General features: G+C 70.7%; 11 protein-coding genes. 6 read left to right on the plus strand and 5 right to left on the minus strand.

All coding sequences use genetic code 11. The features are described 5' to 3' along the window. Positions 1-45 precede the first annotated feature (45 nt). The 4 genes from ACWD4J_RS23370 to ACWD4J_RS23385 are packed head-to-tail and all read right to left on the minus strand — an operon-like array spanning position 46 to position 3252. The gene (locus ACWD4J_RS23370) at positions 46-1014 is read right to left on the minus strand and encodes a complex I subunit 1/NuoH family protein (RefSeq protein WP_451397357.1); all 969 of its coding nucleotides are present in this window, start codon (positions 1012-1014) and stop codon (positions 46-48) included. After that, on the minus strand, positions 1011-2252 hold the full coding sequence (locus ACWD4J_RS23375) for an NADH-quinone oxidoreductase subunit C (RefSeq protein ID WP_451397358.1): 1242 nt from the start codon (positions 2250-2252) through the stop codon (positions 1011-1013). Before ACWD4J_RS23375 ends, ACWD4J_RS23370 begins: the two co-directional genes overlap by 4 nt. Then, on the minus strand, positions 2249-2917 hold the full coding sequence (locus ACWD4J_RS23380) for an NADH-quinone oxidoreductase subunit B (protein WP_451397359.1): 669 nt from the start codon (positions 2915-2917) through the stop codon (positions 2249-2251). Before ACWD4J_RS23380 ends, ACWD4J_RS23375 begins: the two co-directional genes overlap by 4 nt. Next, a complete protein-coding gene (locus tag ACWD4J_RS23385) occupies positions 2908-3252 on the minus strand; it encodes an NADH-quinone oxidoreductase subunit A (protein ID WP_451397448.1) in 345 nt (114 codons plus the stop codon). Before ACWD4J_RS23385 ends, ACWD4J_RS23380 begins: the two co-directional genes overlap by 10 nt. Positions 3253-3695: 443 nt before the next feature. On the opposite strand from ACWD4J_RS23385, the gene ACWD4J_RS23390 reads away from it, so the two are divergent. From ACWD4J_RS23390 to ACWD4J_RS23410, 5 genes are all read left to right on the plus strand, one after another. Beyond that, on the plus strand, positions 3696-4970 hold the full coding sequence (locus ACWD4J_RS23390) for a sensor histidine kinase (RefSeq protein ID WP_451397360.1): 1275 nt from the start codon (positions 3696-3698) through the stop codon (positions 4968-4970). 171 nt (positions 4971-5141) lie between these two features. Beyond that, positions 5142-6530: a sensor histidine kinase gene (locus ACWD4J_RS23395; RefSeq protein WP_451397361.1), complete on the plus strand. Its 1389-nt coding sequence runs from the start codon at positions 5142-5144 to the stop codon at positions 6528-6530. A gap of 231 nt (positions 6531-6761) precedes the next feature. Beyond that, positions 6762-7433 carry a LuxR C-terminal-related transcriptional regulator gene (locus tag ACWD4J_RS23400; protein ID WP_451397362.1) on the plus strand — a complete coding sequence of 224 codons (672 nt, stop codon included), beginning with the start codon at positions 6762-6764 and terminating at the stop codon, positions 7431-7433. A 304-nt stretch (positions 7434-7737) separates the two neighbouring features. Continuing rightward, the gene (locus ACWD4J_RS23405) at positions 7738-9687 is read left to right on the plus strand and encodes a 2-oxoacid:acceptor oxidoreductase subunit alpha (protein ID WP_451397363.1); all 1950 of its coding nucleotides are present in this window, start codon (positions 7738-7740) and stop codon (positions 9685-9687) included. Then, positions 9680-10753 (plus strand): 2-oxoacid:ferredoxin oxidoreductase subunit beta, encoded by a 1074-nt coding sequence (locus ACWD4J_RS23410; protein ID WP_451397364.1) that lies wholly within the window; start codon positions 9680-9682, stop codon positions 10751-10753. Before ACWD4J_RS23405 ends, ACWD4J_RS23410 begins: the two co-directional genes overlap by 8 nt. A gap of 94 nt (positions 10754-10847) precedes the next feature. Here the strand turns inward: ACWD4J_RS23410 and ACWD4J_RS23415 are convergent, their stop codons facing one another. Continuing rightward, positions 10848-11228: a winged helix-turn-helix transcriptional regulator gene (locus ACWD4J_RS23415; protein WP_451397365.1), complete on the minus strand. Its 381-nt coding sequence runs from the start codon at positions 11226-11228 to the stop codon at positions 10848-10850. A gap of 91 nt (positions 11229-11319) precedes the next feature. On the opposite strand from ACWD4J_RS23415, the gene ACWD4J_RS23420 reads away from it, so the two are divergent. Next, positions 11320-12174 (plus strand): SDR family oxidoreductase, encoded by an 855-nt coding sequence (locus tag ACWD4J_RS23420; protein ID WP_451397366.1) that lies wholly within the window; start codon positions 11320-11322, stop codon positions 12172-12174. Positions 12175-12196: the final 22 nt, after the last annotated feature.

The raw sequence follows: 12196 nt of genomic DNA on the forward strand, positions 1-12196 counted from the left end.
CGGGAATGCGGGACCGTGTGGTGGGCGGAAGGGACTCGGCCACGGTTACGGGATCACCACCTTGACGACGCCGGTGAGGGCGATCTGGGCGAGGGCGAGCGGGATGAGGACGGTCCAGGAGAGCTTCTGGAGCTGGTCCTCGCGCAGCCGCGGGTAGGTCACGCGCAGCCAGATCACGATGAAGGCGAGCACGGCCGACTTGAGGAGGGTCCACACCCAGCCGAGCCCGTCGGCGCCCCACGGACCGTGCCAGCCGCCGAGGAACAGGACGGTGGTGAGGCCGCACAGGACGACGATGCCGGCGTACTCGGCGAGCAGGAACAGAGCGAAACGGAGGCCCGTGTACTCGGTGTAGGCACCGAAGATGATCTCCGAGTCGGCGACCGGCATGTCGAAGGGCGGACGCTGGAGCTCGGCGAGGCCCGCGACGAAGAAGACGATGGCGCCCACGATCTGCCAGGGCAGCCACCACCACTCGAAGGCGTTGACGATGCCCGGGAGCGACACGGTCCCCGCCGCCATCGCCACCGAGGCGGCGGTGAGCAGCATCGGCAGCTCGTACGCGAGGAGCTGCGCGGCGGTGCGGAGGCCGCCGAGGAGGGAGAACTTGTTGGCGGACGCCCATCCGGCCATGAGCGAGCCGAGCACGCCTACGCCCATGACGGCGAGTACGAAGAAGATGCCCGCGTCGACGATCTGGCCGACGGCGCTCTCGCTCGGGCCGATCGGGATGGCGACGAGGACGAGAAGGTAAGGGAGGAGCGCGACAGCGGGGGCGAGCTGGAAGACACGGCGGTCGGCGCCGGCCGGTACGACGTCTTCCTTCTGCGCGAACTTCACACCGTCGGCGACGAGCTGCGCCCAGCCGTGGAAGCCGCCCGCGTACATGGGGCCGAGGCGGCCCTGCATGTGCGCCATCACCTTGTGCTCGGTCTGCCCGATGACCAGGGGCAGCGTGAGGAAGACGACGAAGACGACGAGGAGTCGCAGAGCGACGTCGAGCGCGTCGTTCACTGCGGGCCTCCTGGGCGGTTGTCGGGGCTGTCGGTGCTGTCGGTGCTGTCGGTGCTGTCGGTGCTGTCGGTGCTGTCGGTGCTGTCGGTGCTGTCGGTGGGATTGTCCGGGGACTCGGGGCCCTTCGACTCCGAGGGCTCGGACTCCGGTGCCTGGGCTTCAGCTGGTACTTGTCCCGGTTCAGCTGAGGCCTCGGCCGACGGCTCTGCCGACTTCTGCGCGGAGTCGTCGTCCGACTCGTCGAAGGCGGGCCGTGCATGGTGCCAGGGCGCGTCGGCGCTACGGGCAGGGCGAGATGCACCCTCGCGCGCCTGGGACGCCGGGGCACCCTCAGCCTGCGCGCCCTCAGCCTCCACGGCCGAGGCACCCGTGGCCGTACCGTCCGCTGCGGCAGCCCGCTGGCTCGCCGAGCCCTGGCTCGCACTCCGCGACCGGCGCGGGGCCGCCGCCCCACAGGCCCCAGTAGCCCCACTGGGCCCACTGGCCCCAGGAGCAACAATTGCCCCCGTCGGCCCGGCCGGAGGCTCAGCCGCAGCGGCCGAGCCGGCCGTCGCCGCCGCAGCCGCCGCTCCTGCCTGGCTGGCCGAACCCTCGCTCGCCGTGCGCGTACGCCGAGCCGGGCGGTCCCCCGCGGCGCGGGCAGCCCCGCGCGCGGGACGGGCCGGAGCCGCGGGAAGCTGGCCCTTCAGCGGGCCCCACTCGTTGGGATCGGGCACGCCGGGCGGCAGCATCTGGCGGCGCTTCGGACCCCCGTGCTCGGACTCCCCCGGCTCCTTCGCGCCCGGCCAGGCCTTGGCGACTCGCGCCGCCAGCACGAAGTCCTTGCGCAGCGGGTGGCCCTCGAAACCGTCGGGCAGGAGCAGAGGCGTCAGGCCCGGGTGGCCCTCGAAGGTCACGCCGAACATCTCGTGGGTCTCACGCTCGTGCCATGCCGCGCCCGCGTAGAGGCCGACGGCGGACGGCAGTACGGGCGCGTCGTGCGGAACGGTCGTACGGACGAGGAGGCGGCGTACTGGCGACAGCGCCACCACGTGTGCGGACACGCGGAAGCCCGTGCCGGGCTCGTCGACGGCGCTCAGCCAGTCGAAGTAGGTGCAGCCGAGCACGGAACGCGCCGTCTCCAGGGCCGCCGTCCAGGAGGACGGGGGCACGTCGACGGTCAGCACGTCGTACGACTCCTCGGCCGTCGCATCCGCACCGAAGAGTTCCTCGACGGGGGCGGTGAGCCAACCGGTCACTCGGACGCCTCCCCCGCAACAGGCGGCTGAACAGGGGGCTTCACCAGGCCGCTCTGCAGCGCGGCTGCCGAAGGCCGGCCCGCACCCGCCCCGTACCGCTCCCCCAGCGACTCCCGCGCGATCTTCTCCTGGAGCTTGAGGATGCCCTGGAGCAGCGCCTCCGGACGCGGCGGGCAGCCGGGCACGTACACGTCCACCGGGATGATCTGGTCGACGCCTTTGGTCACGGAGTACGAGTCCCAGTACGGGCCGCCGCAGTTGCTGCAGGCGCCGAACGAGATGACGTACTTGGGCTCGGGCATCTGCTCGTAGAGGCGCTTCACGGCCGGGGCCATCTTGTCCGTCACCGTGCCGGACACGACCATCAGGTCCGCCTGGCGCGGGCCGGGCGCGAACGGGATCACGCCGAGCCGGATGAAGTCGTGCCGGGCCATCGACGCGGCGATGAACTCGATGGCGCAGCAGGCGAGCCCGAAGTTGAAGACCCACAGGCTGTAGCGGCGGCCCCAGTTGAGGATCACCTTCATCGGCTCGGGGGCGAGCCGGGCCAGGGCTCCCAGCCTCTTCGGCTCGGGAAGCAGCACGGGCTCGGGAAGCAGTACGGGCTCGGGCTGGACCGCGTCCGCGTTCTGGGCCGCGTCCGTATCGGGCCGGGTCACGTCCATGTGAGGACGCCCTTCTTGTATGCGTACAGCAGGCCTACGGCGAGGAAGCCGAGGAAGATGAACATCTCCACGAGCGTCGTCGCTCCGTAACCGGGCGCGGCGAACACCGTGGCCCACGGGAACAGGAAGATCGAGTCCACGGCGAAGATCACGTAGAGGAAGGCGTAGACGTAGTAGCGGACCTGGGTGTGCGCCCAGCCCTCGCCGACCGGGTCGACGCCGCACTCGTACGTCAGCAGCTTCTCGGGCGTGGGGACGACGGGGCGCAGCAGGCGCCCCGCGGCGAACGCGACGGCGACGAAGAGCACGCCGATGAGGGCGAGCAGACCGACCACGGAGTACGACTGGAAGTAGTCGGCCGCGAGGCCGCTCTGCGCGACATCCGGCGCCGCAAAGCCGAGGCCGCCCGCAGCAACGCCGTGTCCCCCTGCGAGTTCGCCCACGGCGACGTGAACCCCCGCGACGTCGCCCGCAGCGACGTGGCCTGCCGCGAGAACGGTCGGTTCCGGCACGTCCGCCCCTCGTTCCCTCATTGCGCCCGGTGCCGGGCGGCTTCGTTGCACCCGGTGACGGGCGTTTCGTTGCGCCCCGTGATGGGCCGTGTTCGACGATCTGTACGCACGGGAGTCTAGGGCCTGCTAAAGAAACGGTAAGCGGCCCGTCATGCGTGCAGTCGGCGGGCCCCCCTCGGCGGCCCGCACGAGGTGGGGTTATCCCCAGTTAACCTCGGCGGCGGACCTCATGGCGCAACGGCGCGCGACCGGGCACGCTGGCGGCCATGACCGCAGGGACCAGCACCGGCTCCAGCGCCGGCACCGCCACCACCCGAACCGGCACGGGCACCGCCGGGGCAGCCGCAGCCGCCCCCGAGGACAGCACCGCGCACAGCGACGAGCAGCTGCCGCCCGCCCGCTTCGCCTTCGGCGGGCAGACGTGGAAGGAGATCGCCCATCTCCTCGCGAACCTGCCGGTGGCGCTGCTGGGCTTCATCTACGTGATGACGGTGCTCTTCACCAGCGCCTGGCTGACCGTGACGGTGATCGGGTTTCCGCTGCTCGCGGCCGGGCTGATGGGCGCGCGGCAGCTGGGCAGGCTGGAGCGGGCGCGGGCCAGGCTGCTGCTCGGGGTGCGGGTGGACGAGCCGAGTCCGCTGCCGTTGCGCGGGCGCGGCGGGTTCTTCCCGCAGCTGTGGATGACGCTGAAGGACCCGGTCGGCTGGCGCACCGTGCTCTACGAGTTCATACGGCTTCCGTGGGGCGTGCTCACCTTCACGGTCACGTTCACGTCGCTGTTCGTCCTCTGGCCGGTCCTGCCGTTCATCGCGCGCGGGCTCACCAACGCCGACCGGGCGATGGTGCGCGGGCTGCTGTCGCCCTCCGACGAGCTGGAGCGCCGCATCGCCGAGCTGGAGTCGGACCGGGGCGTCGTGGTCGACACGGCCGCGGCCGACCTGCGCCGTATCGAACGCGATCTGCACGACGGCGCGCAGGCCCGCCTGGTGAACCTCGCGATGGGGCTGGGCCTGGCCAAGGAGAAACTCCTGGAGGACCCCGACGCGGCCGCGGCGATGGTCGAGGAGGCCCATGGCGAGGTGAAGCTGGCTCTGCAGGAGCTGCGCGACCTGGCGCGCGGCATCCACCCGGCCGTCCTCACCGACCGCGGCCTGGACGCGGCACTGTCCTCGGTGGCATCGCGCTGCACCGTGCCGGTGCAGGTGACCGCCGATCTGGACGCACGCCCGGCGGCCGCCATCGAGGGCATCGCGTACTTCACGGTCTCCGAGCTGCTGCAGAACGTCAGCAAGCACAGCGGGGCGCGCTCCGCGTCCGTGGAGGTGTGGCGCGCGGACCGGCGGCTGATGATCCAGGTACGGGACGACGGGCGCGGCGGTGCGCGCCTGGACGGCGGTACGGGGATGGCGGGGCTCGCGGAGCGGCTCGGCGCGGTCGACGGTCTCTTCGTGATCGACTCCCCGGGGGGCGGCCCGACCACGATCACGGCGGAACTGCCCTGGCGGGACCGGACGGACGATCCGGCGCCCGGGAGGGCGTAGCGCCCACACCCCGCCCGCGAGACCGTAGCGCCCGCCCGGGGAGCCGGGGGGTAGGGAAAACCCCCGCCCCAAGACGCCGACGGACTCCATGGTCCGGGGGCTCCGCCGCCAGCACTGTTGATGTACGACGACGACAGCCGGGCACCGAGCAGAAACGGACGGGCGGCAGCGATGGCCACGCAGTACGGGCAGGGGTACGGGCAGCAGTACGAACAGGGGTACGGGCGGCTCGGCGGGTCCGGTTTCGGCGGGACGGGCGACGGGGAACCGGCGCGGCGGCACCTGCTGCCGGCGGGGCTGCGCGCGCCGTTCGAGGGGCGCACCTGGCGCGAGTTCGGCTATCTGATGGTGAGCCTGCCGGTCAGCATCCTGACGTTCACCTTCGCCGTCACGATGCTGTCGCTCGGCGCGGGCCTCCTGATCACCTTCCTCGGCATCCCGGTGCTCGCCGCGGCGCTCGCCGGCTGCCGCGGGCTCGGCGCGCTGGAGCGGGCCCGGGCCAGGGCGCTGCTGCGCCTGGACGTGGCGGACCCGAAGCCGGTCCGGCGGCCGGGACGCGGCAACGCGCTCTCGCGGGGGGCGGCTCTGCTGCGGAGCGGCACCTCCTGGCGGCATGTGCTGTACGCGATCGTGCACTTCCCGTGGGCCGTGTTCGCCTTCTCGGTGGCGGTGTCCTTCTGGTCCCTCGGCTGGGCGATGCTGACGTACCCGCTGTGGCAGTGGGTCTTCCCGGCGTACGTGGGCGAGGGCGGCATCCAGCTCTACGGCGACGGCACGCACAGCGTCTACCTGGACAACCCGTTCGAGATCACCGTGACCGCGCTGGTCGGCCTGCTGATCACGCTGGCGACGCCGTGGATCCTGCGGGCCCTGACCTCCGTGGACCGGCTGCTGGTGTCGGGTCTGCTGGGGCCGTCGCGGCTGGCCACGCGGGTGGTGGAGCTGGAGTCCGACCGCGGTGTCGTGGTCGACACGGCCGCGGCCGACCTGCGCCGAATCGAGCGCGATCTGCACGACGGGGCACAGGCCCGCCTGGTGGCGCTGGCCATGGATCTGGGGCTCGCCAAGGAGAAACTGGCCAAGGACCCGGAGGCTGCGGCACGCATGGTGGACGAGGCGCACGGCGAGGTGAAGACGGCACTGCAGGAGCTGCGCGACCTGGCGCGCGGCATCCACCCGGCCGTCCTCACCGACCGCGGCCTGGACGCGGCACTGTCCGCGGTGGCGTCCCGCTGCACGGTCCCGGTCCAGGTCGACGTGGACCTGCCGTCCCGCCCGGCACCCGCGATCGAGGGCATCGCCTACTTCACGGTCTCCGAGCTGCTGCAGAACATCAGCAAGCACGCGCAGGCGACCCGGGCGATCGTCGACGTGTGGCGCGCCGAGGACCGGCTGTTCCTACAGGTCACGGACGACGGCATGGGAGGCGCGGCGGTCGCGAAGGGCTCCGGCCTGGCGGGCCTCGCCGAGCGGCTGAACGCCGTCGACGGCATCCTCCTCGTCGACTCCCCGCCGGGAGGCCCGACCCGCGTCACGGCCGAGCTGCCCTGGCGCGGCTGACCCTCGCGCGCCGTCCTGAGAACCGACCGGACACCCGACCGGCAAACCGGCCGCACCGGAGTCCCACCTCCCGATTCCCGCGCCTCAGGCCCGTCCCGTCCCGAATGCTGGGATGCTGGTCTCCGCCGTACGACCCGCAGAAGGCCGTACGGCAGAGACGTACACGTGCCGGCAGAGCCGGGCAGGGACCGCGCCGGGCGAGCCGAGAGAGTCCAGGGGGACCGGAGAATCGTGGAGGACAGGGTGCGGGTGGTCATCGCCGAGGATTCAGTGCTGCTCAGGGAGGGCCTGACCCGGTTGCTGACCGACCGCGGGCACGAGGTCGTCGCGGGTGTGGGCGACGCGGACGCGCTGATCAAGACCATCACCGAGCTGGCCGCGGAGGGCTCGCTGCCCGACGTGGTGGTGGCGGACGTACGGATGCCGCCGACGCACACGGACGAGGGCGTACGGGCCGCGGTGCAGCTGCGCAGGCTCCATCCCGGGCTCGGCGTGCTGGTGCTGTCGCAGTACGTGGAGGAGCGGTACGCGACGGAGCTGCTCGCGGGCTCCAGCCGCGGCGTCGGGTATCTGCTGAAGGACCGGGTGGCCGAGGTACGCGAGTTCGTGGACGCCGTGGTGCGCGTGGCCGACGGTGGTACGGCGCTCGACCCGGAGGTCGTGGCCCAGCTGCTGGGCCGCAGCCGCAAGCAGGACGTGCTCGCGGGACTCACCCCGCGCGAGCGGGAGGTCCTCGGTCTGATGGCCGAGGGCCGGACGAACTCGGCGGTCGCCAGGCAGCTCGTGGTGAGCGACGGCGCGGTCGAGAAGCACGTCAGCAACATCTTCCTGAAGCTCGGCCTGGCACAGAGTGACGGGGATCACCGGCGTGTTCTGGCGGTTCTGACTTACCTGAACTCGTAGCGGACTGACACTCTGTCAAATATCAGTCACAACCTGCGACGAAGTGCGGACAAGGCGAAGGCGAGGCGCATCGGACCCGAGCTCGGACCCGAGTCCTAGCACCAAGGGATGAGCGGCCCGCGTCTTCCACGGGAAGGGTCAAGGGCGTGCAGAATACGACAAAACAGGACAGCGGATCATCTCAAAAGTGCGTCCACCATGCGAACAGTCCCAGGAAGGACACCCTTACCGACGTAGGGTGGGCTATGGGGAGGCCGGTCGGCCGGCCGCCTCGTACGAGCCGCCTCGAGGGAGGTCCAGTTCAGTGACCAGCCAGGTCAGTAGCCCAGCCGAGCAGGCCGACGGGACCGTTGTCGGTGGGCAGCGCACGCCGCTGTCCGAGGCGGGCGCATCGGGCGACAAGGAAGTACGCCGTCTCGACCGTGTGATCATCCGGTTCGCGGGCGACTCCGGTGACGGCATGCAGCTCACGGGCGACCGCTTCACCTCGGAGACGGCGTCCTTCGGCAACGACCTGTCGACGCTGCCGAACTTCCCCGCCGAGATCCGGGCCCCTGCAGGCACCCTGCCGGGTGTCTCGTCGTTCCAGCTGCACTTCGCCGACCACGACATCCTCACGCCGGGCGACGCGCCCAACGTGCTGGTCGCGATGAACCCTGCCGCGCTGAAGGCGAACATCGGGGACGTGCCGCGGGGCGCCGAGATCATCGTCAACACGGACGAGTTCACCAAGCGCGCGATGCAGAAGGTCGGCTACGAGACGTCCCCGCTGGAGGACGGCTCGCTCGACGGCTACAACGTGCACCCGGTGCCGCTGACCACGCTGACGGTGGAGGCGCTGAAGGAGTTCGATCTTTCGCGCAAGGACGCCGGGCGCAGCAAGAACATGTTCGCGCTGGGCCTGCTGAGCTGGATGTACCACCGGCCCACCGAGGGCACCGAGAAGTTCCTGCGGGCCAAGTTCGCCAAGAAGCCGGACATCGCCGAGGCGAACATCGCCGCGTTCCGGGCGGGCTGGAACTTCGGCGAGACGACCGAGGACTTCGCGGTCTCCTACGAGGTCGCCCCGGCCACCAAGGCGTTCCCCACCGGCACGTACCGCAACATCTCCGGGAACCTGGCGCTGTCCTACGGGCTGGTCGCCGCGTCTCGCCAGGCGGACCTGCCGCTGTACCTCGGCTCGTACCCGATCACCCCGGCGTCGGACATCCTGCACGAGCTGAGCAAGCACAAGAACTTCGGCGTGCGCACCTTCCAGGCCGAGGACGAGATCGCGGGCATCGGTGCCGCGCTCGGCGCGGCGTTCGGCGGTTCGCTCGCGGTCACCACGACCTCCGGCCCGGGTGTCGCGCTCAAGAGCGAGACCATCGGTCTGGCGGTCTCCCTGGAGCTGCCGCTGCTGATCGTCGACATCCAGCGCGGTGGCCCGTCCACCGGCCTGCCGACCAAGACGGAGCAGGCGGACCTGCTGCAGGCGATGTACGGACGCAACGGCGAGGCGCCGGTGCCGGTGGTCGCGCCGAAGACCCCGGCGGACTGCTTCGACGCCGCCATCGAGGCGGCCCGGATCGCGCTGACCTATCGCACGCCGGTGTTCCTGCTCTCCGACGGCTATCTGGCCAACGGCTCCGAGCCCTGGCGTATCCCGGAGCTCGACGAGCTGCCCGACCTGCAGGTCCAGTTCGCGCAGGGCCCTAACCACACGCTGGACGACGGCACCGAGGTCTTCTGGCCGTACAAGCGCGACCCGCAGACCCTGGCCCGTCCGTGGGCGATCCCGGGCACGCCGGGTCTGGAGCACCGCATCGGCGGCATCGAGAAGCAGGACGGCACGGGCAACATCTCCTACGACCCGGCCAACCACGAGTTCATGGTCCGCACCCGCCAGGCCAAGATCGACGGCATCGAGGTGCCCGACATCGAGGTCGACGACCCGACCGGGGACGCGAAGCTGCTGGTCCTCGGCTGGGGCTCGACGTACGGACCGATCACGGCCGCCGTGCGCCGGCTGCGCAAGGCGGGCGAGAACATCGCCCAGGCCCATCTGCGCCACCTCAACCCCTTCCCGGGGAATCTCGGCGACGTCCTGAAGCGTTTCGACAAGGTGGTGATTCCCGAGATGAACCTCGGTCAGCTCGCCACCCTGATCCGGGCGAAGTACCTGGTCGACGCTTACTCGCACACCCAGGTCAACGGAATGCCGTTCAAGGCGGAGCAGCTCGCCGCGGCTCTGAAGGAGGCCATCGATGCCTGAGACCACCACCGAAGGGACCATCGAAGCGCTTTCGCTGGTGCCCAAGGCCGAGGCCAAGCAGTCCATGAAGGACTTCAAGTCCGATCAGGAAGTGCGCTGGTGCCCCGGTTGCGGTGACTACGCGATCCTCGCCGCCGTGCAGGGCTTCATGCCCGAGCTCGGCCTGGCGAAGGAGAACATCGTCTTCGTCTCGGGCATCGGCTGTTCCTCCCGCTTCCCGTACTACATGAACACCTACGGGATGCACTCCATCCACGGCCGCGCCCCGGCCATCGCGACCGGGCTCGCCTCCTCCCGTCGCGACCTGTCGGTGTGGGTCGTCACGGGTGACGGTGACGCCCTGTCGATCGGCGGCAACCACCTGATCCACGCGCTGCGCCGCAACGTCAACCTCAAGATCCTGCTGTTCAACAACCGGATCTACGGCCTGACCAAGGGCCAGTACTCACCCACCTCCGAGGTCGGCAAGATCACCAAGTCGACGCCGATGGGCTCGCTGGACGCGCCCTTCAACCCGGTGTCCCTGGCGATCGGCGCCGAGGCGTCGTTCGTGGCGCGCACGGTGGACTCCGACCGCCAGCACCTCACGAGCGTGCTGCGCGAGGCGGCCGCCCACCCGGGCACGGCGCTGGTGGAGATCTACCAGAACTGCAACATCTTCAACGACGGCGCCTTCGACGCCCTCAAGGACAAGCAGCAGGCCGAGGAGGCGGTGATCCGCCTGGAGCACGGGCAGCCGATCCGCTTCGGCCACGAGAACGCCAAGGGTGTCGTGCGCGACGCGGCCACCGGCGATCTGAAGGTCGTCACGGTCACGCCGGAGAACGAGTCGCAGATCGTGGTCCACGACGCGCACTCCGCATCGCCGACGACGGCGTTCGCGCTGTCCCGGCTCGCCGACCCGGACACCCTGCACAACACCCCGATCGGCGTCTTCCGCTCCGTCGACCGGCCGGTCTACGACACGCAGATGGCCGACCAGCTGGACACCGCCATCGAGCAGAACGGCAAGGGCGACCTCGCGGCGCTGTTCGCCGGAGGCGACACCTGGACGGTGGTCGGCTGACCGCCGACCCCCCGTTCGCACAACGGCATGAGGCCCGGACCCGAAGCCCTGAGCTTCAGGTCCGGGCCTCATCGTGTTTTACGTACCCGCGGTTTCAGGCCCGCGTCTCGTCGTACGCCTGGCGGGCCTTCAGTACCTCGCCCATACGCTGCTCGGTCCAGGTCGCCAGTGCCCGGACCTGCTCCGCCGCCTCCCTGCCGATCGGTGTCAGCGAGTAGTCGACGCGCGGCGGTATCACCGGCTTGGCGTCCCGGTGCACCAGGCCGTCGCGCTCCAGTGTCTGCAGCGTCTGGGCCAGCATCTTCTCGCTGACGCGGCCGATCTCGCGGCGCAGCTCGCTGAACCGGTACGAGCGCTCCTGCAGGGCGATGAGGACGAGCACGCCCCAGCGGCTGGTGACGTGCTCCAGGACCAGCCGGTACGGACACATGGCGGCGTCGTCGTCCACCTTGATGGGCTTGATGCTTACGGCCATGCCAGTACCTTACTTCAAAGTGGGTACTTTCCAATCCACAGCGCCCCTCCTAGGGTTAGCAGCAGAGCCACTCAAGAGGGAGAAATCAGTCATGAGCATCGTCGTCACCGGCGCCACCGGACACCTCGGCCGTTTCGTCGTCGAGGGGCTGCTCGAGAAGGTCCCGGCCGACCAGATCACCGCCGTGGTCCGCAGCGAGGAGAAGGCCGCCGGCTTCGCCGCCCGCGGCGTGAAGATCGCGGTCGCCGACTACAACGCCCCCGAGACCTTCGACGGCCTGTTCGCCGCCGGCGACAAGGTGCTCCTCATCTCCGGCAACGAGTTCGACAAGGGCCGGGTCGGCCAGCACAAGGTCGTCCTCGACGCCGCCAAGGCGGCCGGTGTCGCGCTCCTCGCGTACACCAGCGCCCCCGGCACCCTGACGGCCGCGCTCGCCGACGACCACAAGGGCACCGAGGCGGCGATCCTCGAGTCCGGTGTGCCGTACGTGCTGCTCCGCAACGGCTGGTACAACGAGAACTACACCGAGAACCTCGCCCCCGCCCTCGAGCACGGCGCCGTCGTCCAGGCCGCCGGCGAGGGGAAGGTCGCCTCCGCCTCGCGCGCCGACTACGCGGCCGCCGCCGTGGCCGTGCTGACCGGCGAGGGCCACGAGAACAAGACGTACGAGCTGAGCGGCGACACCGCGTGGGGCTTCGCCGAGTACGCCGCCGAGGTCGCCAAGCAGTCCGGCAAGGAGATCGTCTACAACGCCGTATCCGTCGAGGCCTTCACCGGCATCCTGACCGGCGCCGGGCTGCCCGGCCCCCTCGCCGCGATCCTGGCGGGCGTGGACGCGTCCATCGAGCAGGGCGAGCTGGCCGTCACCAGCGGCGACCTGTCCCGTCTGACCGGCCGCCCGACCACGCCGATCGCGGAGTCGATCGCCGCGGCGCTCAAGGCCTGAGCACCCCTCAGCCCCGCACCGC

This window comes from Streptomyces sp. NPDC002577 (genome assembly GCF_053594815.1).